Origin of the sequence: Cohnella sp. LGH (assembly GCF_017671885.1) — a bacterium.
In the GTDB taxonomy this organism is placed as follows: domain Bacteria; phylum Bacillota; class Bacilli; order Paenibacillales; family Paenibacillaceae; genus Cohnella; species Cohnella phaseoli.
On sequence record NZ_CP072117.1, the window covers coordinates 5451236 to 5476814 of the forward strand.

The following is a 25579-nucleotide window of genomic DNA, read 5'->3' on the forward strand; positions in this document are numbered from 1 at the left end:
CTGCCCTAAGATGTATTCAGGAACAATCGGCGCTAGGTTCGGCCGAACAGCCGCTTCATGCGAGACATGATCCCGCCTTCCTCCGTTTTCGGCTTGGCCGCCTCGGCTCTCTCCTTCTCCACTTCCTTGGCGCGCTGCTTGTAGAATTTATGATGCTGAGTTTCTCCGCGCGCATGCGCGGTCAGCCGCTTGACCTGCTCGTCGCTGTCGACGCTCGGCGCTTCCGCGCCCGCTTTGCCTTGCCCCGCCGCGACGAGGGCATGCCGCTGCTTCTCCAAGCCGATGAATTCATCGATATTGTCGTAAGCCGAGAACTCCTTCTTCCCCATATCTCTGCGCGCTTCCTGACGCGCCCGGGCCTTGTGCACCTGGTTCCGCGAGTCGCCTGTTGCAATATCGCCGACGACTCCGGCCGCCGTACTCACCGCGCTCGTCGCCACGCTCGCCCCAGGCACAATATTGCCCGCTATTCCCGCAACCGTGCTGATACCCGCCTTCACCCGATCGGCCTTTATTTTCGTGCCGACTGCCTGCGCTTGGGAAGCCGAGCTTTCCTTGATCGCCTCGTTGCCGGTTGTCGCCGCGATCCCTCTGAGCAAATCGCGTTCCTTCACATCGTACTTTTCCGCCATTTTCTGCTTCAGTGCGGCGCCTGCCAGAGGAATCATGCCGACTGCGGTCTGCCCCGGATTTTGCACCATGTCGTTAATCGCATTTTTGGCTTTCTGCCGTACAGCGAATTTGCCCGGCATCAGCCGGTTCTCGATCTTATTCGTGCGGACATCCTCTTCGAGATTGACGTCGCGCTCGCGATTGCCGCTCCGGTCCCGGCTCTGGGAGAGATCCCATTTGCCGTAACGCTTGTTGCGGATATGCTGCGGAAGATCGTACCATTTCGGATTGTTGGCCGCGTCCGTCGTTTTCTGAACACGCTCATGAAACGCCGAGTCGATGCCTCCTCCGGCCTCCTCCGACTCTCCGCCCGACGACTCCGACTCTCCGCCGGCCTTCGGCCCCTCGGCTACGGGCCCGCTCGGCGCTTCCGACGGAGCCTCCACCTCCGGAACGGAAGACTGCATCGGCGCTTCTTCGGCCTCCTCCTCCATCTCCGGAGCTTCTTCCGCGCTTGGTTGCTCCGCTCCCTTGCTCGCGCCCGGTCCTCCCATTCCTGGAAATACGCGAACCGCTCCTTGCGCCTTCAGCCTTTCCAGAATGGCGGACTTGTCCGATTCCTGGCTTTCCGTCTCGCTCTGCTCCTGCAAATCCTCGTCGCTCCGGGATAAGGATCGTCTCCGTGTGGAGCTTTCCTCTCCTTTGCGGGCTTCGGTCGTTTTCGGCACTGGCGTCCAGTCCTCTCGTCAATACTTGATTTACGTGGATTATACCAGACGCCAATAAAAGAATAATAAAAGAAAAAAAGACCCCCGCGTTGACGGGAGCCTTAAACTTGCGAGCTATAGCAGCTTCTCGATTTCCGACGCGATCTCCTCGGGAAGAATGGGAGGCTCGAACCGCGCGACGACTTGGCCGTCGCGATCGACTAGAAACTTGGTGAAGTTCCATTTGATCTCGTTGTCCAGCAGCTTGTCCGGCATGTTGTTCGCAAACATCGCATGGAACTTCTGTCCCGACGGTTGCGTCTGATCGAAGCCTTCGAACGCCTTCTCTTCGGTCAGATAAGCATACAGCGGATGCTTGGCGTCTCCGTTGACATCGATTTTCTCGAAGAGAGGGAACGATACGCCGTAATTCACTTGGCAGAACTGCTCGACTTCCGCATTGGAGCCGGGCTCCTGCGCCCCGAACTGGTTGCACGGGAAACCGAGAATAACCAGGCCGCGATCCTTATACTTCTGATAAAGCTGCTCCAGCCCTTCGTACTGCGGCGTCAATCCGCATTTGCTGGCCGTATTGACAATGAGAGCGACCTGTCCCCGATAACGGTCAAGCCCGACCTCTTCTCCTTGAATCGTATTCGCGCTGAAACTGTAAACTCCCATATTCGCGCCTCCTTGTAATGACATCTCCTTTAGTGTACACCAGTTGCAAGACGGATGAAAATACCCAGGACGAGTGGGATCTATTATATGGACAGACCGACGGTTGCAAATCTTGCAGGAGTTTCATCGTGAATTCGACTCTGATTTTCGAAGCTGCTAGCCCAGACATTCGAACAAGGCTTGCGGAATTCTGCCGAGCGGCGTCTGTCTCTCGACGGCTCCGATCTCGTAGGCCACCTTCGGCATCCCGTATACGACCGATGAAGCTTCGTCCTGCGCGATCGTTCTTCCCCCTTTGCGGCGAATGGCCAGAAGCCCTTTCGCTCCGTCTCTGCCCATTCCTGTCAGCAGCACTCCGACGGCGCTGCGCCCCGCCTCCTTCGCGACCGATTCGAACAGAACGTCGACCGACGGGCAGTGTCCGTTCACTCTCTCACCGTCGAAGCATTCCGCGCGGTATTTTGCCCCGATCTTTTTCAGCCGCATGTGCCGATCTCCCGGCGCGACCAGCACGGTGCCCGGTTCGACGTAATCGCCGGTTTCGGCTTCCTTGACGCGCAGCGAGATTTGGCTGTTCAGCCTCTCCGCGAACATTCTCGAAAAAAGGGGAGGAATGTGCTGAACGATCACGATTCCCGGGACGGCGGAAGGAAGCTGGCGAAGTATGCTGAATATCGCTTCGGTTCCCCCCGTGGAAGCGCCGATGGCGATAATGTCATCCGTCCTCTGCACCTTGCCTGAGGGCGAGCGAATCGCCGTATCCTCTGCTGTCCGCATCGCGGTTTTGGCCGTTGAGGCGATTTTGATTTTATAGATCATATCGCGAATAAACGTCGCAACTCCTGTCGGAGACTGCACGTCCGGCTTTACGACAAAATCGACAACGCCCGCCTCCATCGCCTCGAACACCGCCTGACTAACCGCGCTCACCATGACGACCGGAACAAAATATTGCGGCAGCAGCCGGCGAACGAATTCGATCCCGTTCATCTTGGGCATCTCGATATCGCAAGTGATCACATGCGGGTGGAATTGCAATATTTTATCTCGGGCCTCGAACGGATCGCCGGCCGTAGCGACCACCTCGATCAGCGGATCGGACGAAATGCCCCTAGCAATCACTTCGCGAAATACGAGACTGTCGTCAACGACCAATACTTTGATTTTATTGCGGACCGCCAAATGCCTCACCCCTTCCTGTAGACCGCGGGCATTACATATTTGAATCGGGTGGCATTACGGTCCAGGGATTCCGAATGTCCAATAAACAAATAACCGCCGTATTCGGTCAAATCGTATAATTTGTCAATCAGTTGGCACTTCGTCTTATTATCGAAGTAAATCATCACATTCCTGCAGAAAATAACCTGAAATTTGCGCTTAAACGGAAAGACTTTATCCATAAAATTCAGCTTGCGAAAAATAACCTCATTGCGGATGCGATCCGCCAGAACGGATTGTTCCCCATCAAGCTCCCGAAAATAATTCAATTTCCAAGCGGCCGGCAGAGCCGCAATCTTGTCCTTAGTGTATATCCCTTTTCCAGCAATTTCAAGAACTTGGTTCGATATGTCTGTGGCTAATATTTTCGTATCCCATTGGGCTTTCTCCGGTCCGAAATATTCGTCGATCATCATCGCCAAAGTGTACGGCTCCTCGCCCGAGGAGCACGCGGCGCTCCAAATGCGCAAATCCTTGTCCTTGACCGTGCTTGCCAGATAAGGCAAAACCTTGTCCCGAAAAAAGTAAAAATGAGCGGGCTCTCGCATAAAAAAGGTGTAGTTGGTCGTAATTTTGTCGAGAAGAGTGACAGCCGCTTGGCCGGTCCTGTCGGCCACGACGTAGCTCAAATAGTCGGATAGGTTGTTAAAGTTTCGGCCGGCAAGCTCGCGGTTCAGCCTGCTGGCCACCAGAGATAACTTCTCCGCCTTAAGATGGATTCCGTAATGGAGTTTGATATATTCGGAGAATTGCTTAAACTCTTGCTCGGTAATGCGATTCATCGTTTCCCACCCGCCTTGCCGACTGGCTTTTCGTACCGCGAATTCTAACGTGTAGGGAGAAAAAGAGCGGTCAACCCTAAGATTGGACCGCTCCTTCTTCCTGCTTAATACTTGCCGAACTCGAAATCGCTCAGAGCGATCTTCTTGGTTCCGGAAGCAGCGGCTTCTCTATAGCCATCGGCGTGCTCTTCCGTCCTTTTGTTTCTGCTCATCGCTTCCAGCATCTTCAGCACCTCGGGGTTTAAGCCGTCCAATTCCCGATAGGGCGAACGCCGATTTTCTCTTTTCAGCCGGAATCTGCCGACCTGATCCTTCAGCAGCTCCGCCTGGCTGGCCAACTGCTCGCTGGCTGCGGCGCTCTCCTCGGACGTTGCCGAGTTGTTCTGCACGACATGGGACACTTGCATAACTCCCTGGTTAATTTGCGAGATGCCGATCGCCTGCTCGTTGGAGGCTACTGCGATATCGCTGACCAGCGTCGCTACCTTCTCGACATTTTCTACGATTTTGACGAGCGCGCCGGCGGTCTCGTTAGCTATGCGGGTGCCGCCCTCCACCTTGCGAATAGAACTTTCGATCATATCGGTCGTTTCTTTCGCGGCATTCGCCGAACGCGCCGCCAGATTCCGCACCTCTTCCGCAACGACGGCGAAGCCTTTGCCGTGCTGGCCCGCCCTGGCCGCTTCCACTGCGGCGTTCAGAGCCAGGATGTTCGTCTGGAACGCGATCTCGTCGATAACCTTGATAATCTTGGAGATGTTGGCGGAGGACTCGTTGATATCCTGCATCGCTCTGAGCATCTCCTTCATCTGTCCGTTGCCTTGCTCCGCATTCATCTTGGCGGTTTCGGCCAATCCGTTCGCTTCGCTCGCATTGTCGGCGTTCAAACGCGTCTGCGCCGAAATTTCCTCGATAGACGCGGTAAGCTCCTCAATGGAGCTGGCCTGCTCCGTAGCTCCCTGAGACAACGAAATGCTCGAATCGGACACTTGCGCCGAAGCGGAGGCGACTTGATCCGCCGCGGATTTCACGTCGCTCAGCACTTCATTGAAGGATTCGACGATTCGATTCAGCGAGGTTTTGATCTCGGCGAAATCTCCTCTGTAATCGCTGGTGATCTCGACCACAAGATTTCCGTTCGACATTTCCGTCAAAATATGCGTGACTTCGTTTACCACGCTTTGGAATGTCGCGATAACAGTCGCCGTCCCATACGCCAGCTGCCCGATTTCGGTATTGTCGATCGTGACCTTGACGGATTGCGACAGATCTCCTTCCGCCACCCGAACCATGTTTTCTTTAATCCGGATAATCGGCTTAATGATTTTGAAATGCGACAGCAGCAGGCTAATGCCGCTGAACACTGCGGTAATCACGATAAGCACGATCATGATAATAATGTTCCTCTGCATATCGTCAGCTGCCTGGTCCAGCTCCCCGGAGGCTCTGGCGTTCATCGTTTCCTGGAATTTCTCGATTAGCCCCTTGATGGCCTGCTTGCCCTGGTCGTACTGTTCGCCGAATACCAGACGCCGACCGTCATCGAGCTTCCCTTCCTCCACCGCCTGCATCGCTTTTTCTTCTATACCGACGAGCGCATCGGAATTCTTTTTCGCTTCGGTGATTAGATCAAGCTCGTTCTGCGGAGCTCCCAGCTCCGTCAGTTTTGCGACAATGTGGTCCCTCGTTTTCGTTTCGTTGACTTCTCTCCAGTAATTGTCGTAATGCGTTTTGTCTCCGAATTGGACGTAAGCTCTGACCTCGCCTGTCAAATATTCCGAGGCGTTCGTCAGATCGAAGCCAAGCTGCTTGAATTCGGATTTTCTCTGCTCGGCGGTTCTCATCTTCTCGAATGAGCCTATCACTTGAATCGACAAAATCACCAGCACAATCGCCAGCACCAAGGACAGGCCGCCCAACAAATAATTCAACGTAGATTGCTTAATGCCCCTCTTATTCACCATACAGCTTCCTCCTAATGGATGTGATCTGTTTCTAGCTGTTCGCAATTATAAAATGGAGCTGTGCAGTTGATCGAGATCTCCGTCATTCAGCAATCTGTTGCCGTCCAAAATCAGCTTGACTTCATTTCCGACTTTGCCAACGCCCTTGATGTACCTGTTGCTCGTTCTATGAATTTCCGGAGGGGCGATAATGTCGGCTTCCGGAATCGCGAGCACCTCCGCGACGCTATCCACGATAAGTCCAATGCAGTCGTCGTCGATATCCACTACAATGACGCAAGTGCGATCGTTGTACGCTCTATACTCCTTTTTGAACCGGAGCCTCACGTCCATGACGGGAATAATTTTGCCTCGGAGATTAATGATCCCTTTGATGTACTCCGGAAGCTCAGGCACCTCGGTAATCGGCTGAATGCCGATAATCTCGGTGACATACCGAATTTCGATGCCGAACGTCTCGTTCCCCAGCGCGAAAGTAAGGAACTTCCCTTGTTGCGTATCCTCTTGCTCCATTTGTTCCTGTTGTTGGATCTGCGCCATTCGGACACTCCTCTCTAGTCATTGGGAAGAAATCTGCGACTTCTTGTTCAGTAATCCGCCGATATTGAGGATCAGACTGATGCTGCCGTCTCCGAGCAGCGTACACCCGGCCAGCCCTTCGATTCTTCGGTTGTTGGCAATGTAGCCGGGCAGCGCCTTGACGACGACCTGTTGCTGCCCCAGAAGCGCGTCGGCGAACAGGCACACGCTTTTGCCGTCCTGCTCCACCATGAGCATAATGCCCTCTGTAAGATCGGCAACGGCGGCCGGCACCGAATACAGCTCATGAAGGCGCAGAATCGGATACACTTTGCCGCGCAGCAAAATCATTTCGTTCGAATCCGGATCCGTGACGATATCCCGCAGCTTCGCTTGGAAGGTTTCCTGGATCGAGGTCGTAGGGATCGTATACTTGGCGCTTCCGACCCGGATGTTCATGCCGTCGATAATCGCCAACGTAAGCGGGATTCTCAACGTCGTGACCGTTCCGACGCCCTCCTCGCTGTCAATCGACACCGAGCCGCCGACCGCCTCTAGATTTTTCGAGACGACGTCCATGCCAACCCCCCGTCCGGAAAATTCCGTTACGTTCTCGTTGGTGGAGAAGCCGGGAAGAAAAATCAGATTGTAAATTTCCTTGTCCGTCATTTCATTCTCAGGCTTCACCAACAAGCCCTGCTTCTTCGCTTTGGCCAATATTTTGTCTTTGCTCAATCCCTTGCCGTCGTCCTTAACGGTAACAAGCACGTTGCTCCCGGCATTTTGCGCTTCCAGCGTAATCCGACCGGCCTGCGGCTTGCCGCTTGCCGCTCTCGCTTCGGAGGACTCGATGCCGTGATCGGCGGCATTGCGCACGAGGTGCATCAACGGATCGGAAATATGCTCGATGATGTTTTTGTCCACCTCGGTTGCTTCCCCGATCAGCGTCAGCTCCAGCTCCTTGTCCAGCTTCCGCCCCATATCTCTGACGATGCGATGCATCTTATGGAAGGTGGCGGACAGCGGAACCATGCGAATGGACATCACCATATCGCGCATTTCGCTCGTAATTTTCCTGAGCTGGCGAGCCGCTTTGTCGAAGCCGCCCAGCTGCAGCGCCTTAAGCTCCGGGTTCTGGGTCACCATCGCTTCGGCGATCACCATTTCCCCCATCAAATCCATCAGCTTGTCCAATTTGTCTACGTCAACGCTGATAAAGCTTTGCTGGGCGCTCTTATTCTCCGCCTGCTCCCGGGTCGGCGACTGGGCTTTGGCCGGGGGTTCGGCCTTGACGCGAGGCTCCGCCGCGGCCGCGAGCTCAAGCTCGGCTATCGCAAGCTCCGTTTGTTCAGAAGGCTTCGAAGACGATTCGTCCTCCAGCTCGACAAGCGACAGATTGCGCACGAACGCGGTGCTCGCGATTATATCATGCAGCTCCCGCAGCGTTCTTGCGCTTCTGAACGTCGCCTTAAAGCCCCTCTCTCGAATGATATGGACGCTGTCGCCGTTCTCGACGATATCTTCGGGAGAATACGAGAAATCCTCGGCAATCTCGCTTAAATGATGGACGATAGCGTACGCCCTGATGTTCTCCATCTCGCAGCCGTCGTCAAAATGAATGACGGCTTCATAAGCTTGCAGCCGCGAACGGGCCGCTCCGGCGCCAGGCCCGGAGGGAAGCGACCGCGGCTGCGCCGCGACGGCTTCCTTCCTCGGTCTGGGAGGCGATGAGCCTCCGCCTTGCGCCTTGATAACGGACAGGAATCTTCTGAACGTCTCGATCAGGCTGCCAGGGTCGCCGTCGAGGCTTCCCGCGCTTCTTACTTTGTCTAGTTCCAGTTTTATGAAATCGATACCTTCTAAAATGAGGTCGGACAGCAGGACGAGATCTAAGTTGACATGTTTCTCCTCTCGGATGTAAAAAAATAAATCCTCCATCGCATGGGCCAACGACGCAATATTGTTGTACGTCATCATGGCGGACGAGCCTTTGATCGTGTGCATAATTCGGAAAATCTCATTCACGGTGTCGAGGGTAAGACCGTTAGCTTTTTCGAACGTCATAACGGTTTTTTCGAGCTGATCGATATTTTGCGTCGTTTCATAGATGTAAATGTCCAATATCGAATCGTTGGAAAATCCTTGATCCAAGCGCCTTTCCCCCCCCATCTCATAGCTGATCTGAACATCATCCGTTTATGCAATACGTTAACCAAGCCTTACATTAGCCATAATTTCGACAAAAATCGCCAAACACCTTTTTTTGTCAGGCAAAATAATAGAGCGATTTTAGACGAAGTTAACAGGGCCAAAACACCATCCGAGCGGGCACCGGCTTCTCTCTATTATGCGGCCTGCGACGGGTGTTCAAGCTATCGATAATCTCTTATGACCCTACTTAATGAGAACCCCCGTTTTCGTTTATACAAATGCTGGGTATATATTAGTCATGACGTCATCTTTGCCCCTGAAAGAGGCGTCCAAATGACCATAGTTATTTAATTAAGGAGGAATATCCGTGTCCAAAAAATTAACGCCTGTTTTGCTCGCTGCATCCCTGATGCTGCTGCCGGTTCTGTCCGGACAAGTCTCCGCGCAGGAGTCACCGACAATTACAGCTCCAGTGTACGGAAAAAACGAGCGGGGTCACATCCTTATTCCTCTTCGCGTCGTCTCCGAAGGGTTGGGAGCCAAAGTGAAGTGGGACAAGCCGACATTATCCGCAAAAATTACAAGAGAGAAAATAGAGGTTAATGTGCCTCTTAATTCGGATTATGCGACGGTTAACGGCAAAAGCGTGCGCTTGGACGCACGCACCATTATCGAACGCGGAGTCACTTATGTGCCGCTTCGCTTTGTCGCTCAATCGCTGGGAGGAACGGTCACCTGGAACAACGAAACGCAAAAAGCCACCGCTTCGCTCGGCGACCGGAAGGTCGTCATTAATGCCCGACAGTATCCGGAGCTGACTCAGACGCGGCTTAACGCGCTCGTCCAAGCGGCGAACGATTCGGCTAATCCGTCCAAGTACAAGCAGATTCGCACGAAGTTCAAACCTTATTTTACGGATGAGTTCATTAACAAGATTGTTCAGAGGAAAAGTGTCTTAACGCAGCATCGATTTGTTTCGAAGCCCTACATCTACTACTATGAAGGAACAGGTCGCGGCAGCATCACTCAGCTGGAAAGTCCTCGCGATGCCGGAGGCATGAACGTTGAACGCATCATTACGATTCGCTATATCAACGGCAAGTGGATGGCGGAGAACGTGGATTATCTTCTTGTCTCCCCTTAAGAAATACACGAGGGGGGCTGACTCATAAGTAAAGGCGTACAAGAAGATTATCGATGAAAAGTAAGGGTATCTATCTCCTGGAGACTGCCTCATACGGTCCTGAAACTACCCCTTTACGGGTTTACCCTTCAAGTTTCAGGATCGTATAGCAACGGAAGGAGATAGATACCCGGAATATCCCATCGATAATCATTTCGTAAGACTCTCTTTACTTATGAGCCAGCTCCGATAGAACCGTTCCCAACCGATCCAGATTTTGTTCGTTGGCATCGATGCAGTACGGCTTGGCCTGCTCGAAGTCCTCCTTTAGCTTAAAGCGCTGACGGAAGGTAACTACGGTTCTCCCATTGCTCTCCTCGAAAGTGGCCGTTATCCGAAATTCATGGCCGGACAGATGATCCAGCACGACTCGTTCCGGCTGCACAATCTCGACAAATACGCATTCGTTCGGATAATTTGTACCGTCGAGCCCGTGCATCGTGAATTTCCATTCGCCGCCCGGACGAACATCGCACTTATGGAATGTGTTGTTGAAGCCCTCCGGCCCCCACCACCGAGCAAGCAATTCCGGAGTTGTCCAAGCCCGGAATACGAGCTCCCGCGAACAACCGTACTCGCGTTCGGCTACCAATTCATTTTCATTTTCGCCGATCGTCACGCCTCATCGGCTCCTTCCATTAACGGAACAATCCCGTCCAGCATCAGATTTGTACCATGCTCCCTGATTTCCGGCGTATCGTGCCCGTCAAAATAAGCGCCCTGCTCAGTGAAGATCAGCTTCGTGCCGCCTTCCGTTCGAACGAACTCGACCGTCGTGATCGAGACGGAAATACGCGTATCGTCCGAATCCAGCGTATAACTATAGACGATGCGTTGATCGGGAACAAGCTCTTGATAGCATGCGTCAAAGGTGAAAACCGGCCCTTCCGGCGGCCCGCCGCGGCTATACTCTCGTCCGCCGACCCTGAAGTCGAAGCTGTCTGCCGGCGAAAACCATTTGGCTTTAAGCTGCGGATCCGCCCAGACGCGGAATACCCGCTCCGGCGCGGCGGCATATGTTTTCTCGATGGCAAAGGTGGCGTGTTTGACGAATCTTTCGTTCATGATAGTTCCTCCTCAGGGTTCTTGATTTTCATTTTCCTCGACAAGCGTCTCTCCCAATCGATCCAGATGCCGCTCCCAGCTTGAACGCCGCTCGAAGACCGGCTTCTCGAATTCCGTTTTCATCGCCTGCAGCAAGTTTGCAAAATCCTCGGCCGACAGCCGTTCCTCTCTCTGTACCGACTTGGAAACATGTCTAAGCAGGTCCAGACGATTCTCATGGTGTCTGATTTGCTCCCGAAGACGTTCCATCTGCAGCTCCAAGATGGCCAGCGGACTGACTTGTCCGCCATTCAAAACCGATCTTACTTCTTCCAGCGATAGCCCCAGCTCCTTCAGCGCCAAAATCTGATGCAGCCTCGACAAGTCCGATTCTCCATATAGCCTGTGGCCGGATTCGGTCTGAGCGGACGGGGAAAACAAACCGATCTGATCGTAAAACCGTAAAGTTCGCACCGTAAGTCCCGTCAGTTTGGCGAGGTCGCCGACTTTCCATAGCTTGGTCATGAATCAACTCCGTTCTTGGGCGCTAGCGAAGTACCGGTAGCTTCATTATAAAACCTTACGTAACGTAACGTGCAAGTGTAAAAATCAAAATTGCCGCAACCGCCAGCTGCTAAAATTCAAGTGTATTTGTTTATAGTCAAACTCTACCGCGAAATGAACAGAAAGTAATGCGATAATAAGGAAATAATAGGAACGGGAGGTTGGGGTTTATTCATTTCTTAATCAGAAAATTGCGTCACCCGGACGATTATCCGGCTGTAGCGCCTCTGCTCAATCTGATCTGGTCGGAGCCGACCACAGCCCAAGAGCTTCAGGCGGACGAAGAAAAGATCCCTCCCGGACAGCTCCATTACAATGAGGACGGCAAGCTGATGGGCTGGGATCGGCCCAAGTGGGTGGCGGAAAACGAGCGCGGCCAGGTTGTCGGCTACGCGATTGTCTGGAGAGCGCCATGGAACGAACCCGGGTCGCTGGGTCATACGGTCGTCGTACACCCGGACGCGCGGCGCAACGGAATCGGCGGCGCCCTGTACGCTGAAATGCTGAACTGGGCATGCGAAGTTAAAGCCTCGCGCCTTGTCGATTATTTGCGAGAATCGGACGAAGCGTCCATCGCGTTCGCGCAGCGGCGAGGCTATGTCAAAGGACGGCATTCCTTTGAATCCGTATTGGATTTGGAGGCCTACACAATTGAAGAAGCTTTGAGCGAGTCGATCGCCGATGCAGAACGCGGCGGCATTCGTTTCGTTACGTTGGCGGAGGAACCCGGCGAAGAGAACGAGCGTAAGCTCCATGAGTTGTATAAAACGACTCATCCCGACATTCCCGGCTTCGTAGGCGATTATCCTTGGTTCGAAGAATGGAAGAAATGGAACCTTCAGCTGCCCGGCATACGGCCGGAATGGATTCACATCGCCAAGGACGGAGATCGCTACGTCGGAGTCGTGGCTCTTCAGTACAATGAACAAACGCAAGCCATGTACCATCAGTACACCGCCGTGCTGCCGGAATACCGGGGACGCCGGATTGCATTGGCCTTGAAGCTGCTCGGCGTACGCACGGCGCAGGCCAGCCGGGTTGCCTATCTGCGGACGAATAACGATTCCATGAACGCTCCGATGCTGCGAATCAATCGCGATTTGCTCGGCTTCCGTCCGGAACCGGGCAATTTCGAAATGATCCGTACGCTTTGATTGAGGCTGTACGCGCATCGTATATCCGCGAAGTTAAAAAACATCGATCGCCTCCAGCCGTCGGGCTTTGGGAGATCGATGCTTTTTTAGCTTCGCTTCTTTAGACTTATTCAGATGCCATGGCATCCGCTTTGGTAAGATGAACCGTGCCGCGCGGATGCTGCGGCGGCGCATAGATCGAGTACACCTTAAGCGGTTTGCCGCCCGTATTCGTTACGTTGTGCCACGTTCCCGCCGGGACCATGATCGCATACCCGTCACCGACGTTCGCCGTGTAGTCCAACTGCTCGGGACTCTTCCCCATTTGCACCAAGCCTTGGCCCTCTTCCACGCGAATAAACTGATCCGTCTTCGGATGAACCTCCAGACCGATATCGCTGCCGGCCGGGATGCTCATCAAGGTCACTTGCAAATGCTCCCCGGTCCAGATTGCCGTACGGAAGGTTTGATTATCCTCGGTCGCTTCGTCAATATCCAGCACAAACGGTTTGGGCCCTTGATCCTGAAGCCTCGCTCTCCGTTCATCCGCAGAAACGTATCCGTTCTCGAAATCATAGCTGTAGCCCTGATTGCGTCTGAGCAATGGATAACCTAGCGGCGAGCCGGCCAGCGCGTGCTGCCTTGAACCGTAAGCGGCCGAGAAGCCTCCGGGATAGACCACATACATTATCGGGTAACTATAGTACATCATCACTAACCTCCAAAGGTTGATAAACCATCTTATGCCTATGGAACGTTATGGTGCTTGCCGGGCAGCGATGCTCCAGGCCATATCCGTCGTTCTGACGATCGAAAAGTTTCTTTTCATCCGCAAACTATGTTTTAATAACTTATATGAAATCATCCAAACTTCCGATTATCTACGGTATCGTCGTCATCGCCGTCGTGCTGCTCATGCTGCCCAAATACGCTTTTAACGATCCGGACACGTTCTGGCATATCGAATTGGGAAGCTATATGCTTGAGCACAAACAGGTGCTCTATCACGCCATACATACGTTCTACGAGGACAAGCTGCCCTACATTCCGCATGAGTTCGGCTTTCAGATTCTAGTGGCGTTGTTCTATCAGGCGTTCGGCTGGCCCGGCGCTTATTTGCTGACCGCGCTTAGTCTGCTGCTGCTTATACCGGGGCTGCTTCGTCTTGCCCGTATATCGCGCAAGGAATTGGGCATGGAGGAGGAGCATCCATTGCTGCTCCTGTTCGTGCTGCTTATCGCCTGCTGGATTTATTACGGCTACTTCAAAATCAGGCCGCAGATGATCTCAGCCGGGCTGATCGTCTGGTTTGTCGTCTATTTGCGGGAATTTCAGCTGCGTGTCGGCTGGAAGCCTGCTGCCGCCTTGATCGTCCTATCCCTGCTCATTGCAAATATTCATACGGGCGTCTGGCTAGTCATCGCCGTGTTCACAGGTATGGCGCTTTTGGAGTCGCTGCTGAATAAACAGCTGAATAAACCGCGGATGTTGACGTTTCTGGGCGTCTGGTTAGTCGGGCTGCTAAATCCGGGAGGTCTCAAAAGTCTGTTCTTCATTCTGACCGTGACGAAGAACGACTTTAATATGCTCATTAATGAATGGCAGCCGCTTCAGTTCAACAAGCTGGACAGCTTGCCGATCATGCTGTTGCTGCTGTTTTTTGTGTTAACGCTGCCCTTCGCGCTGCGCGGCAAGCCTTTCCGTTTCTTTCTGGCTGCCGGCATCCTCTACTTGGGCATCGCAAATTTTAAGCAAAATCTGTTCATGTGGCTGCTTATTCCTTATTTCGCCGCGGCCGCTCTGGATGCGGCTCCGCCATGGCTGCGTTCGTGGCGTCCGCAGCTTCGCATGCCTGCCATTCTGCTCTGCTTGGCGGTTGGACTCGCCGTCAACAGCGCTTACGTATTCGTCAGGACGCCGCAGATTGACGCGAAGAATTACCCGGTCGAAGAGATGAATTACATTATGGAGCGCAAGCCCGAAGGCAAGCGGCCGAGAGTGCTGTCCACCTACGGTACTTCCGGCTACGTCATGTTCCGGGGCGGCGACATTTTGACCGACGGCAGACAGGACCCTTTTATTACTGAACAGTCCAAAGGAACGTTAGGCTGGACCGCATTCGAGCGCTCGATGCACGGCTTCTCGGTCTACTTGCCGGAAATTGTCTCCTATGACAAGCCCGACTACGTGATCGTTCGCGGCGATTCCTCCTGGAAGCTGTACGACGGCTGGGTCGAGGCGTTCGGAGAGCCGTCTTTCAAAGGCACGTACGGCAGCGTGTTCGTTATCCCAAGACGGTGACGAAATGATGTTCGTATTGGCGATTGTCGATCCCGACTCCCGTTAGACAGCTTGACTGCGCGGGCTACGGCACAGTTGAGGACCCGGTTAGGGCCGTTAGTCGCCGCTCGCCAACTTTATATGGAATTTCGTACAAAGTTCGGCTCTCATCGTCTATTTGAGGCCAACTTGTACGATTTATCACACAATCCGCCGCTCCGGCCTCTCCAACGCCGTATCTTTGTACGATCAATCCTACAAAACAGACACAGCGCCCCACAAAATTGCGGCACTTATACGTTAAATCGCCCCGATTGCCGCGTCCAAGCGGAAAATGAGGCGATTTATCGGGATATTCTGCGAGACGCCTGCGCTTAATACAGATGGCATGAAACCTGTTGGCCCGGCTCGACTTCCTTCAACGCCGGAGCGACAGTTTTGCAGATGTCCATGCAGCTTGGACATCGCGTATGGAACGTGCACCCAGACGGCGGATTCGCCGGACTCGGCACGTCGCCGCGCAAAATGATGCGCTCCCTCTTCGCCCCCTCTGCGCCGCGCACCTCCGGTGCCGCCGACATCAGCGCACCCGTATACGGGTGCCTCGGCGAACGGAACAGCTGCTCCTTGCTCGCGAGCTCGACGACACGTCCAAGGTACATCACGGCGACGCGATCGGAAATATGCTCGACGACCGATAGATCGTGAGAGATGAACAGATACGTCAGCCGGTACTGCTCCTGCAAGTCCTGCATCAGGTTGATCACCTGCGCTTGGATGGAGATATCGAGCGCGGACACCGGCTCATCGGCGATAATCACCTTCGGATTTAGGACAAGCGCCCGTGCGATGCCTATCCGCTGCCTTTGACCGCCGCTGAACTCATGCGGATACCGAGAAGCGTAGCTTGGATTCAAGCCGACGTTGTCGAGCAATGAAGCGACCCGTTCGATTTGCTCGCGCTTGCTTCCGATTCCGTAGATTTTCATCGGCTCGGCCAACGTGCGCCCGATCGTCCATCTGGGGTTAAGCGACGAATACGGGTCCTGGAAAATCATCTGAACGTCGCGACGCATCGCCCTCAGTTCGGCGGGCGACTGCGCATGAATGTCGCGCCCGTCCAGACGGACCGAGCCTTCCGTCGCCTGCAACAGGCGAATAATCAGCCGCGCCACGGTGGATTTGCCGCAGCCGCTCTCGCCGACGATGCCCAGCGTCTCGCCGCGACGAACCTTAAAGCTGACGCCGTCCACCGCTTTCACATGCCCCTTCGGCCTGGAGAACACGCCGCGCCTGATCGGAAAATATTTTTTCAACCCGTCGACTTCCAGAATGGCGTCATCAGCCTCGTCGGTTTTATCCAATAGATGATCCAACAAGCGCTTGTCCTCCTTTCTCTACAAGCCAGCAAGCCGCAGCTCTGCCCGCTTCGTCTATTGGGAACAGCGGCGGCAGCTGCTCGCGGCACTTGTCCATCGCGTGCGGACAGCGATCGACGAAGCGGCAGCCTTGGCCCCACTGCGATGGAGGCGGTACATATCCGGGAATGTAGTTCAGTCGTCGTTCGCTGCCCGCGCTCTTGGGCAGCGAATTGAGCAGCCCTTGCGTATATGGATGGCGCGGCGAATCGAGAATATCCCGCACCAGGCCCTGCTCGACGATTTTGCCGGCGTACATGACGATGACATGGTCGCAAACTTCGGATACGACGGCCAGATCGTGCGTGATAAGCATCATCGACATATTGTTCTGCTTCTGCAAATCCTTCATCAGCTGAAGAATTTGCGCCTGAATCGTCACATCGAGAGCGGTCGTCGGCTCGTCCGCGATCATCAGCTCCGGCTGGCAGGCCATCGCCATGGCGATCATGACCCGCTGTCGCATGCCTCCGGACAACTGATGCGGATAGTCGCCGGCGATTTCCTCCGCCCGCGGAATGCCGACCATCTGCAGGAGCTCGATTACTCGTGCTTTCAGCGCTTTGCCGGAAGCCTTCTTGTGGATTTTCAGCGCTTCCCCGATCTGGTTGCCGATCGTATATACCGGATTAAGCGACGTCATCGGCTCTTGAAAGATCATTGCGATTTCGTTGCCGCGTAAGACGCGAAGCTCCCGCTTGCTCACCTTGAGCAAGTCTCTGCCTTTGAATTTGATTTCGCCCTTCGTGATTTTCCCGGGCGGCTTGATCAGCCCCATGATAGACAAGGAGGTTACGCTTTTGCCGCAGCCGGATTCGCCGACGATGCCCAGCGTCTCGCCCTTGCGGATCGCAAAGGAGATGCCGTCGGTCGCATTGAAGGTATGATCGCGGGATTGGAACGTGGTCGTCAGGCCGTTAACCTCCAGCAAATATCGATCGTCCATGTCATCTCCCTCTTCTTGGGCCGGTGCCCTTACACAAATTGTTTTACCGTGTCCGCAGACAGCATCCTCGAATAAATAAACTGGAAGAACCGCTGCCGATCTTCCGGCGCCACTCGTTCGTATACTTGCTTAACCGCTTCGTTGCCGCGCCAATACGTATAAATAAACGGCGAACGCAGCGGATGGGTAAAGAAACGGAGCCGGGAAGCGATCCAGTTCTCTTCGCCGAACGCGTACTCGGCCAGAAATTGCGCCACCTCTTGCTCGGGTTTGCGCTCCGCATGCAGCATGTGCGCGGCGTTCATCCCCGAGGTCGAGCGAATTTGCTGGTAGATTTGATAAATATGATCGTCCTCGGTCTCCAGCCAATCGATGAAATAAATCCCGTTGTCGGCAATTCCCTCGAATACCGAGCTGCTTGCGGTATTGACGACGACCATGCTGGCATCGATCGGTATATCTCCGGACTGCATGCCCAACTCCCGGAAACGCATATGAGTCGTATGACCCGGAAAGCACTCGTGAGTAACCAAATGCTTCAGCCCTTCATAAGTGAAAGGAATATCGCCGTTCAAATACATTTTGCCGTTCACATAGTCGCAATAGGCGTTAAAAGGGAAATCGTGAACGATCTCCGGAACGACCTCGACATCGGCCATCTGTGGAAACATTCGATCGACGACCCGCTGTTTCGCCACGGCCAGCAGCTCCTTCAGCACCGTCTCCAGCTCCGCGACCGGGACGCGCCGTTCGGCCTCCCATGCCTGAACCTTCTCATGAAGCGACCCCTTATACCCTCTACCCGCAAGCGCGACGTCGAGCCGACGATGCAGTTCGCCGCGTTCCGCCTGGCTGAGCGGATTCTCGTTGACGTACAGCAGCCCTCTTACTTTATCGCGAAAAGGCAGTTGAACTCCCGCACACCAGTCGGCCAGACAAAGCACGGAGCCGATCTGCTGCTGCATATAGTTACGGCGCACCTCATCCTCAATGTCCAGATAGCGGAGGCGCAAATAGTTCAAATCCTCCTTCACGTCGGACCAGTTGCTGTACGTAATGGGATGTTCATCGGATAAACTGTACGTCAGCCCTTCGTTGTCGAACAGAGCTTCCCCGGTTTTTACCAGCTTGGAACGGTAAAGCTGATCCATGCCGAGCACGATACGGGTATACTCCACGGCCAAACGGTGATCGGTTTTCTCCATACTCGTCATTAACAAACCCCCTCTATTTAATTCCGCTTTAAATTGGAATCCGTCAAGTCGCGAATGCCGTCTCCGAGCAAATTAAAGCCGAGCACGGTAATCATAATCGCCAGCCCGGGATAGATCGACAGATGCGGCGCATCCTTCAGAAACTTCATCCCGAACGCCAGCGTCCAGCCCCAGCTCGATTCCGGCGGCTGAATGCCGAGCCCGAGGAAGCTAAGCGTCGCTTCGGCGACGATCGCCTGTCCAAGTCCGAGCGTCGCCACAACGATGATCGGAGCAAGACAGTTCGGCAAAATATTGTAGAAAATAATGCGAAAATCGCTGGATCCGATCGTACGCGCCGCCTGAATGTACTCCGCTTCCTTGACGACAAGCACGTTGGCCCGGACGAGACGGGCGTAATTCGTCCAATACACGAGTCCCAGCGCGATAATCACGTTATTGATGCCCGGCCCCAGCGCGGCCACGAAAGCGATTGCTAGCAGAATAACCGGGAACGACAGGACGATGTCCACGATACGCATGATTAACGAATCGACCCAGCCCCCGTAGTAGCCGGCGATCAGCCCGAGCGTAACGCCGATGACAAGCGACAGGCCGACGGCAACGATCCCGACCTCAAGCGACACTTTGGCTCCGTACAAGATGCGCGTATACAGATCTCTGCCGAACTGATCCGTACCGAGCAGATGACCGGACGTCATCGGCTTGGCCAGACGTTCGCCCATGACCATCTCGTACGGATCGTGCGTCGACAGCACCGGTGCGAGCAGCCCGGCGAGAAGCACGAGACAGACGATGATTCCGCCGATCAGCACCGATTTGCTGCGCGTTGCCGCGAGCCAGCCCTTTTTCCATCCGGAGGAACGCGGCTTGATCGCCTTCCCGTATTCCGCTTTTGATGAAGCGCTCATCGCTCCTCCTCCTTACCTTTGCTGAATCTTCGGGTTGATTTTCGTATATAAAATATCGATGACCAGGTTCGTGAGCGCAAACATCAGCGCAATAACGAGCACGCAGCCCTGGACGAGCGGAAAGTCGCGTTGACTGATGGCTGAAATGACAAGACGTCCGATGCCCGGCCATGCAAATACGGTTTCGGTGACGATCGCCCCGCCGAGCAGGTTGCCGAATTGAAGACCGATGATTGTCACGATCGGAATCAAGGCGTTGCGAAACGAGTGCTTAAAGATGACCGAGAGAGTGCCGACGCCTTTCGCTTCTGCTGTCCGCACATAGTCCTCCTTCAGCACCTCAAGCATCGTCGAACGCACCATCCGCGTAATGAGCGCGGCACTCATGATGCCGAGCGTGAACGCCGGAAGCAGCAAGCTGCGAAGGCTTTGCACGATATCGTACAAATTGCCGGTGCGAACGAGCGTCGAGAACGCTTCGGTCAGCGGTTCTCCCCGTCCGAACGACGGCAGCCAATTCAGGTTGACGGAGAAACCGATAATGAGCAGCGTCCCCATCCAGAATACCGGCATCGATACGCCCAACTGCGCGAAAAACATACTGACGTAATCAATCCACGAGGACTGCTTCACCGCCGACAAAATGCCGAGCGGAATGGAGATAATAAGCGCGATGACGAGCGCGAACACGGCAAGCTCAATCGTCGCCGGAAGATGCTTCATAATGAGCGAGTAGACGGATTGATCCTGGAAGATCGATTGCCCGAGATCGCCTTGCAGCAGCTGTTTCAAATAGACGAAAAACTGCACGTACAGCGGCTCGTTTAAGCCCAAAATGTTGCGGATGCGCTCCACTTCGTCCGGCGGGGCGTCCTGGCCGAGCAATACCGTTGCCGGATCGCCGGGAATCATATGCAGCAGCAGAAAGACGAGAACCGTTATCCCGAGCAACACGGGAATGAACTGCAGCAACCTTCTTCCTATATACGTCAGCAAGTTAACGCTCCTTACTTAAACCGAAAGGAAGGAGCGAGCGATCCGCCTCTCCCTCCCCGGCCTTTTTTTCCGTGCTATTTAATTACCGCGTTCTTGAAATTATAAAAGCTGCCTTTCGGATGAAGCGTAAATCCGCTCAGCTTGTTGGAGTGCATGACGATGTACCCTTGGTACAGCACGATGTCGAACGCCACGTCGTTCACCATCATTTGCGCGGCTTCTTGATAATACTGCTTGCGTTCGTCCAGATTCGAAGTCGTTCTGCCTTTTTCCAACAGTTCGTCGACCTGCGGATTGCTATACTCGCCGTAGTTGTTGCCGCCCGTCGTCGTCCACTGGTTGTAGACCGCTTTGTCCGGATCGACGATATTCAAGAGACCGAACATCGCGATATCGTACTTGTGAGCGAGCAGGTTAGCCAGGAACGTCGGCGCTTCCGTCGTCACGACTTTGGCGTCGACGCCGGCTTTGACAAACTCGTTCTGCAAGTATTCGAGCGCCTGCACGCGATTGGAGTCTTCCACGTACGTCGACAGCTCGATCGACAGCTTCTTGCCGTCCTTATCGACCATTCCGTCGCCGTTGGTGTCCGTCCAGCCGGCTTCGGCCAATAGCGCTTTCGCTTTCTCCGGATCGTAGTCGAACCCTTGGATATCGTCCGTATGCGCGAACAGCGGCGGGATAAGCGGCGACTTGGCCGGCTTGTCCATGTTCTGATAAATATCGGCCGAGATCACCTGCTTGTTGGTCAGATGCGCGATCGCTTGACGCACCTTCACGTCGGACAGGAACTGATTCTTCTGATTGTAGGAAAGGTACGTGTAGCCGAGTCCTTCCGTCTGGGTGACGGTAAACTTGTCATTGTCCTTGATCCGGTTAATGTCCTGCGGCGACAGCGGCGAATGAACGAAATCGATGTCGCCCGCCTCCAGCGCGGACACCCTTGTCGTGTTGTCCGGAATGACGAAATACGTCATTTGCTTTGTTTTGGCTACGCCGTCGTGGTATTTGTCGTAGACTTCGAAGAACAGCTTACTGTTCTTGTCCCACTTGACGAATTTGTACGGGCCGGTTCCAATCGGGTTCGTCGCCAGCGTCCCGTCGTTCTTCTCGCCGATATGCTTGGGCACGATGCCGAGATCGAGATAATACAGCAGCGGCGCGCTAGGCTGCTTCAGCGTGAACTTGACGGTGTAGTCGTCCGTCGCTTCGACGCTGTCGATCGCCTCGTACAGCTTGGCGTTCGGCGCTTTGAACTCCAGATCTCTGATCGAATCGTACGTGTACTTCACGTCTGCGGAAGTAAACGGCGTGCCGTCATGGAAGGCGACGTCCTTGCGCAGCGTAAACACGATCGTCTTCGGATCGGGCAGCTCCCATTTCTCCGCCAGATCCGGCACCGGCTCCAGCTTCTCCGTCAGACGGACGAGACCGCTGAACACGACTTCCGCTACGCGAGCGTTCGACGTATTGCGGCCAAGCCGCGGATCGAGAGTGTCGGGATCGACGTCCAGCCCGATTTTAAGTTCCCCCGAAGCGGCGGCCGGCAGATTACTCTCCGTCCCGCTGCTCTCGCTCGCATTTCCATTGTCGCTCGTGCCGCTCGCACTCGATCCGCTGCTGCTGCCCGAGTCGTAGCTGCAGCCGGCAAGCATCGCGCTTGCGAGCATCATGCAAACAATCAGTAAACTGACCAACGATTTTCTGCTCATATGACAACTATCCCCCCTGATGATTGTTCAAATGAATGTTTGCTCAGTTCGATCCCATCTGTCCGAGCTGCCTGTCCAACTCGCGCAGCTCGTCGAGGTTCGCCAGCGTAAGCTCTCTTTCCCCGCGCTCCGCTTCTTTAATTAGCCGGACCAGACATTCCAGACGAGGCACTGCGATCGACTTCTCCTGGGCGCGCTGCACGACCGGGCCGACGATCTCGTTCACTTCCGTCGGGCGGCGATGAATCGAGAGATCGCGCCATACGCCGGTGCGCCGCTGGTCATGCTTGTACCAATAGGCCTTCTGCGCTTGCCAGCAAACATTCACCGCTCCTTCCGGCGGCTCGGCCATCGCGAAGATTTTCGGGTCGAAACCGTCGATCACCTCGCATACGACGCCTTCCGCCTGGCACACCTTAACCACTTCGCCAGCAAGACTGCCTAACACGCCTCTGTATTCCAGCCGATCGAAAATGTCCGGGACGTCTTCGCTGACAAGCGCTGTGGCGAAATAAACGGCGCCGACGGCGGCTTTACCCCATAAAAATCCGAAAATGTTGTCGGTAACCTTAATAGGCTGCAACGCGGACAGCACCTGCTCCAGCTCGTTCAAGCGCGGAGTCGTCCGGCCGTCCATCTCGCCGATGCAGAACGAACCCGTGCCGCCGAACGATACTTCGCCCGGCTGTACGTAATGGCCGCCGAACGTCAGAAACGCGCCAACCGTTCGCTCCTCGCCGACGATCTTGGCGATCTTGTACTCCTCCAGTCCGTTCTGAAGCGAAAGTACGTAGCCGCCGGGCGTCAAATGCTTCGCGAGCGGTTCCAGCGCCGGGGCTGTATGGCGGGCCTTCACCGCCAGCAAGACCGTCTCCAGCGGCTCGTTCACTTCTTCCGGCAGCAGGATTCGCGGATGAACGACGAAATCGGCTTCTCCCGATACTTTCAGCCCGTTCTCCCGAATGGCCTGCACATGCTCCCGCTGCGCTTCTACGAAAGTGATGTCGTGACCCGCCCGAATCAGATGGGCGCCCAGAATGCCGCCGATCGCGCCTGCGCCCACAATTGTTATTTTCATTGCCGTCTATCCTTTCTGAAAATATTGATCGATGACCGCAATCGCATCGCGAAGGCTTACCGCTGCGCGATTGCGCTCCCTAATTAGTCGAGAGGCGAGAAACTTGAATTCGTCGCTGTCGGGATCTAGTCCGCCCAGCCGCGGCATATCGCTTAAAGCAGGCAGCGAGTGCTGCTTCAGTGCCGGATCGTGACTGAATCTGTCGCCGTACGTGTAATCGAGCGGGACGAGCACCCGGCTGAGTTCCTTCAAACAGCCGTTCAGCAGCGCCGCCGCCTTGCCGGACTCTTCGCCCTGCGCCCGAATCGCTGCATTGAGCCGATTGGCTCGCTCCTCCAGCTCTTGCGCCTGTTCCGTCAACGGCGCGAGCGACAGCTTGTCGCCCGCCTGCTCCTCGTAACGTTTCAGCGTTGCGAGCGCTTCCCGCGCATAGGCGGCGTAATCGAGCGGCAGCACCTGATCGGTAAGCAGCCGCCAGACCGTATATTGATAGATGCGTGTATCCCTGTCCAAAATGTCTGCATCGATCTTATCGCCCGTATCGTGCGGCGTATGCCACCACCAGCCGGTTCCGTGACCGAGTCGATTCTGGCAGCCGAATACGGCGGCGGAGGCGTTGGAGCTGCCCGGCTTGGCCGGCTGCTCGCTCATATTGCCGAAGATGGCGGGGACGCCAATGCCCCAGAACGACTGGTCCCCGGCCCGCTCCATCCGACGGCCGGTGAAGTCTTGTCCGGCCTGTGTGCTCAGCGCCTCCTGCGCCAGCTCGGCAAGCTCCGACGCCGCCGTCGTGTCGCCAACAACGGTATTGCCGAGACCGCCGGTCGAATCGACGTTGACATGCACGAGAGCCCGGCGCTCCAGCTCCTCCCAATGATGATCGGCGTACCAGGAAGAACTGGAGTAACGCCCCTGGGAGTGACCCGACCAATAGATGACGCGTAAACTGCGCTCCCATAAATCCGCCCGCTGCACGCACAGCCGCGATACTTCGAGCATCGTTGCGTTCGCGCCGCCATTGTCCATTACTCCGTAATACCACGTATCATGATGGCCCGTGTACAACACGAAAGGATCGTCTCGATCGGCTCCCGGACGAATGTAATCGGCCACCAGAATCGGCGTCTTGCGCCAGCCCGTATCGACCTCGGCGAACAGGGCGACGTCGACCGGCTCGTTGTCGGCGATCGCCTGCTTCAAACGCTGTCCGGTTTCGAGCGGCACAGTGACCACGACCGATTTGGGCAAAATCCCCACCTGATCGTCGCCCGGGCTGCCCCATACCGCCGAGATACACATCTCATGCACGTATTCGTGCGGACTGATATGAATCTGCCCGATCGCTCCCTGCCGATTCGCTTCCAATGTGGCAGCCGGGTTCGCGATACCTTCCAGCAGCACTACGCAACCGCTTACATTTAATCCCTCATAATCTTGCGGTCGGCCGATTCCCGCATAGACCAAGCGACCAGTCGTGCCGTCAGGACCGCTGGATCGGGAAAACGAATGGGCAATGCAGCCGAAGCTTTCGCCCAGCGCATCGACGCGGGCCTCGCCCGGCAAACTGATATAAGCATCGTGCAATATAAGTTGCGTTTCGTAACCGTAAGCCTGCATTTCCCTTTCCACATACTTCAGGCTCTCCAATTCGCCTTCCGTTCCGGCATGCTTCGTCCATCTGCTGAATTCTTCGATATGAGCCATCATTTTTTCTTTCGACATTTCATTCATAAGCGGGGCCAATTCAGCAATTTTCAACGTTGTTCCTCCTTCTCGACACTTCCATTCGTGTCGCCGCGTTGCTCAATAAGTAGGATGCCCACGATTTAATATAGAATTTCTCATAGAACAGATTGTTTTGTCAATAACATAATCTATATTGATTTCGTTATATATTCGTCGTATAGTTATACAAAACGTAAACCATTTTGCAAAAATGCCTACTTTATTAAACTTTCCAGGAGGTTCTATATGTTAGTTTATACCGAAGCGAACGGACTTCCTCCGATGCAGCTTGACGACATCGACAGACAAATTTTGGACGCTCTGCATGAGAACAGCCGCATCTCCTATACGGATCTCGGCAAGAAAATCGGCCTGTCCCGCGTTAGCGTTCAAGCCCGCATCAACGCCCTGATCGAGAGCGGCACGATCGAACGTTTTACTGTTGTTATCAACCCGACGAAGGTCGGTATTCAAGTGTCCGCGTTCTTCAACGTCGATATCGAGCCGGCATATTTGGATCAGGTAGCCGAGAAGCTGGCCGACGAGCCTTCGATTACGAGTCTCTATCATATGACCGGTCCGAGCACGCTTCATATGCATGGCATTTATCCGAGCAATCAGGAAATGGAGAAGTTTCTGCTCGAGAAGCTGTATACGATGCCGGGCATCGTTCGCGTGGAAACCCAAATGTTGCTTAAACGCTATAAGAGCAGGATGGGCATGAAATTGTAAGGAGGA

At 54.7% G+C, this 25579-nt stretch carries 23 protein-coding genes; 4 read left to right on the top strand and 19 right to left on the bottom strand.

Annotated elements, in window-relative coordinates; translation table 11 throughout:
• Positions 1-32: 32 nt before the first annotated feature.
• From J4772_RS23270 to J4772_RS23300, 7 genes are all read right to left on the bottom strand, one after another.
• On the bottom strand, positions 33-1340 hold the full coding sequence (locus J4772_RS23270; RefSeq protein WP_209071591.1) for a hypothetical protein: 1308 nt from the start codon (positions 1338-1340) through the stop codon (positions 33-35).
• A 114-nt stretch (positions 1341-1454) separates the two neighbouring features.
• Complete coding sequence (locus tag J4772_RS23275; RefSeq protein ID WP_209071592.1) at positions 1455-2000, bottom strand: glutathione peroxidase; 546 nt, start codon at positions 1998-2000, stop codon at positions 1455-1457.
• A gap of 156 nt (positions 2001-2156) precedes the next feature.
• Positions 2157-3182, bottom strand: a complete 1026-nt coding sequence (locus J4772_RS23280; protein WP_209071593.1) for a protein-glutamate methylesterase/protein-glutamine glutaminase — start codon at positions 3180-3182, stop codon at positions 2157-2159.
• Between the two features lie 5 nt (positions 3183-3187).
• The gene (locus J4772_RS23285; RefSeq protein ID WP_209071594.1) at positions 3188-4003 is read right to left on the bottom strand and encodes a CheR family methyltransferase; all 816 of its coding nucleotides are present in this window, start codon (positions 4001-4003) and stop codon (positions 3188-3190) included.
• A gap of 104 nt (positions 4004-4107) precedes the next feature.
• Positions 4108-5967: a methyl-accepting chemotaxis protein gene (locus tag J4772_RS23290; RefSeq protein WP_209071595.1), complete on the bottom strand. Its 1860-nt coding sequence runs from the start codon at positions 5965-5967 to the stop codon at positions 4108-4110.
• 45 nt (positions 5968-6012) lie between these two features.
• Positions 6013-6507 (bottom strand): chemotaxis protein CheW, encoded by a 495-nt coding sequence (locus J4772_RS23295; protein WP_116064999.1) that lies wholly within the window; start codon positions 6505-6507, stop codon positions 6013-6015.
• 18 nt (positions 6508-6525) lie between these two features.
• On the bottom strand, positions 6526-8637 hold the full coding sequence (locus J4772_RS23300) for a chemotaxis protein CheA (protein ID WP_247740824.1): 2112 nt from the start codon (positions 8635-8637) through the stop codon (positions 6526-6528).
• A gap of 367 nt (positions 8638-9004) precedes the next feature.
• On the opposite strand from J4772_RS23300, the gene J4772_RS23305 reads away from it, so the two are divergent.
• Positions 9005-9781 (top strand): copper amine oxidase N-terminal domain-containing protein, encoded by a 777-nt coding sequence (locus tag J4772_RS23305; RefSeq protein ID WP_116064997.1) that lies wholly within the window; start codon positions 9005-9007, stop codon positions 9779-9781.
• A 208-nt stretch (positions 9782-9989) separates the two neighbouring features.
• On the opposite strand, the gene J4772_RS23310 is transcribed toward J4772_RS23305, so the two are convergent.
• Genes J4772_RS23310 through J4772_RS23320 form a run of 3 tightly spaced genes read right to left on the bottom strand, consistent with a single transcriptional unit; the run spans position 9990 to position 11389 of the window.
• Positions 9990-10439 (bottom strand): SRPBCC family protein, encoded by a 450-nt coding sequence (locus J4772_RS23310; protein WP_209071597.1) that lies wholly within the window; start codon positions 10437-10439, stop codon positions 9990-9992.
• Positions 10436-10885, bottom strand: coding sequence for an SRPBCC family protein (locus tag J4772_RS23315; RefSeq protein WP_209071598.1), 450 nt, complete (start codon positions 10883-10885; stop codon positions 10436-10438). The genes J4772_RS23310 and J4772_RS23315 overlap by 4 nt, the downstream gene beginning before the upstream one ends.
• A gap of 12 nt (positions 10886-10897) precedes the next feature.
• Positions 10898-11389 carry a MerR family transcriptional regulator gene (locus tag J4772_RS23320; RefSeq protein WP_209071599.1) on the bottom strand — a complete coding sequence of 164 codons (492 nt, stop codon included), beginning with the start codon at positions 11387-11389 and terminating at the stop codon, positions 10898-10900.
• Positions 11390-11589: 200 nt separating this feature from the next.
• Between J4772_RS23320 and J4772_RS23325 the strand changes: the two genes are divergently transcribed.
• Positions 11590-12582, top strand: coding sequence for a GNAT family N-acetyltransferase (locus tag J4772_RS23325; RefSeq protein WP_209071600.1), 993 nt, complete (start codon positions 11590-11592; stop codon positions 12580-12582).
• A 106-nt stretch (positions 12583-12688) separates the two neighbouring features.
• On the opposite strand, the gene J4772_RS23330 is transcribed toward J4772_RS23325, so the two are convergent.
• Positions 12689-13273: a cupin domain-containing protein gene (locus tag J4772_RS23330; RefSeq protein WP_247740825.1), complete on the bottom strand. Its 585-nt coding sequence runs from the start codon at positions 13271-13273 to the stop codon at positions 12689-12691.
• A gap of 143 nt (positions 13274-13416) precedes the next feature.
• On the opposite strand from J4772_RS23330, the gene J4772_RS23335 reads away from it, so the two are divergent.
• A complete protein-coding gene (locus J4772_RS23335) occupies positions 13417-14862 on the top strand; it encodes a hypothetical protein (RefSeq protein ID WP_209071601.1) in 1446 nt (481 codons plus the stop codon).
• A 353-nt stretch (positions 14863-15215) separates the two neighbouring features.
• Here the strand turns inward: J4772_RS23335 and J4772_RS23340 are convergent, their stop codons facing one another.
• From J4772_RS23340 to J4772_RS23375, 8 genes are all read right to left on the bottom strand, one after another.
• Complete coding sequence (locus J4772_RS23340) at positions 15216-16220, bottom strand: ABC transporter ATP-binding protein (RefSeq protein WP_305827738.1); 1005 nt, start codon at positions 16218-16220, stop codon at positions 15216-15218.
• Complete coding sequence (locus tag J4772_RS23345; protein WP_209071602.1) at positions 16198-17205, bottom strand: ABC transporter ATP-binding protein; 1008 nt, start codon at positions 17203-17205, stop codon at positions 16198-16200. Before J4772_RS23345 ends, J4772_RS23340 begins: the two co-directional genes overlap by 23 nt.
• A gap of 29 nt (positions 17206-17234) precedes the next feature.
• On the bottom strand, positions 17235-18419 hold the full coding sequence (locus tag J4772_RS23350) for a hypothetical protein (protein WP_209071603.1): 1185 nt from the start codon (positions 18417-18419) through the stop codon (positions 17235-17237).
• Positions 18420-18436: 17 nt separating this feature from the next.
• On the bottom strand, positions 18437-19330 hold the full coding sequence (gene nikC / locus J4772_RS23355; protein ID WP_209071604.1) for a nickel transporter permease: 894 nt from the start codon (positions 19328-19330) through the stop codon (positions 18437-18439).
• Between the two features lie 12 nt (positions 19331-19342).
• Complete coding sequence (locus tag J4772_RS23360) at positions 19343-20326, bottom strand: ABC transporter permease (RefSeq protein WP_116064987.1); 984 nt, start codon at positions 20324-20326, stop codon at positions 19343-19345.
• Positions 20327-20400: 74 nt separating this feature from the next.
• Positions 20401-22038, bottom strand: a complete 1638-nt coding sequence (locus tag J4772_RS23365; protein ID WP_209071605.1) for an ABC transporter substrate-binding protein — start codon at positions 22036-22038, stop codon at positions 20401-20403.
• A 43-nt stretch (positions 22039-22081) separates the two neighbouring features.
• Complete coding sequence (locus tag J4772_RS23370; RefSeq protein WP_209071606.1) at positions 22082-23116, bottom strand: ketopantoate reductase family protein; 1035 nt, start codon at positions 23114-23116, stop codon at positions 22082-22084.
• A 6-nt stretch (positions 23117-23122) separates the two neighbouring features.
• A complete protein-coding gene (locus tag J4772_RS23375) occupies positions 23123-24874 on the bottom strand; it encodes a M28 family peptidase (RefSeq protein WP_209071607.1) in 1752 nt (583 codons plus the stop codon).
• Positions 24875-25087: 213 nt separating this feature from the next.
• Between J4772_RS23375 and J4772_RS23380 the strand changes: the two genes are divergently transcribed.
• Positions 25088-25573, top strand: a complete 486-nt coding sequence (locus J4772_RS23380; protein WP_181918112.1) for a chromate efflux transcriptional regulator ChrS — start codon at positions 25088-25090, stop codon at positions 25571-25573.
• The last annotated feature ends 6 nt before the right edge of the window (positions 25574-25579 follow it).

Bases quoted from the DNA above. Each gene is read 5' to 3' on its own strand.
- J4772_RS23275 (WP_209071592.1), bottom strand. From the start codon at position 2,000: ATGGGAGTTTACAGTTTCAGCGCGAATACGATTCAAGGAGAAGAGGTC.
- J4772_RS23285 (WP_209071594.1), bottom strand. From the start codon at position 4,003: ATGAATCGCATTACCGAGCAAGAGTTTAAGCAATTCTCCGAATATATC.
- J4772_RS23290 (WP_209071595.1), bottom strand. From the start codon at position 5,967: ATGGTGAATAAGAGGGGCATTAAGCAATCTACGTTGAATTATTTGTTG.
- J4772_RS23295 (WP_116064999.1), bottom strand. From the start codon at position 6,507: ATGGCGCAGATCCAACAACAGGAACAAATGGAGCAAGAGGATACGCAA.
- J4772_RS23315 (WP_209071598.1), bottom strand. From the start codon at position 10,885: ATGAACGAAAGATTCGTCAAACACGCCACCTTTGCCATCGAGAAAACA.
- J4772_RS23320 (WP_209071599.1), bottom strand. From the start codon at position 11,389: ATGACCAAGCTATGGAAAGTCGGCGACCTCGCCAAACTGACGGGACTT.
- J4772_RS23330 (WP_247740825.1), bottom strand. From the start codon at position 13,273: ATGATGTACTATAGTTACCCGATAATGTATGTGGTCTATCCCGGAGGC.
- J4772_RS23335 (WP_209071601.1), top strand. From the start codon at position 13,417: ATGAAATCATCCAAACTTCCGATTATCTACGGTATCGTCGTCATCGCC.
- J4772_RS23345 (WP_209071602.1), bottom strand. From the start codon at position 17,205: ATGGACGATCGATATTTGCTGGAGGTTAACGGCCTGACGACCACGTTC.
- J4772_RS23350 (WP_209071603.1), bottom strand. From the start codon at position 18,419: ATGACGAGTATGGAGAAAACCGATCACCGTTTGGCCGTGGAGTATACC.
- nikC (WP_209071604.1), bottom strand. From the start codon at position 19,330: ATGAGCGCTTCATCAAAAGCGGAATACGGGAAGGCGATCAAGCCGCGT.
- J4772_RS23365 (WP_209071605.1), bottom strand. From the start codon at position 22,038: ATGAGCAGAAAATCGTTGGTCAGTTTACTGATTGTTTGCATGATGCTC.
- J4772_RS23370 (WP_209071606.1), bottom strand. From the start codon at position 23,116: ATGAAAATAACAATTGTGGGCGCAGGCGCGATCGGCGGCATTCTGGGC.
- J4772_RS23380 (WP_181918112.1), top strand. From the start codon at position 25,088: ATGTTAGTTTATACCGAAGCGAACGGACTTCCTCCGATGCAGCTTGAC.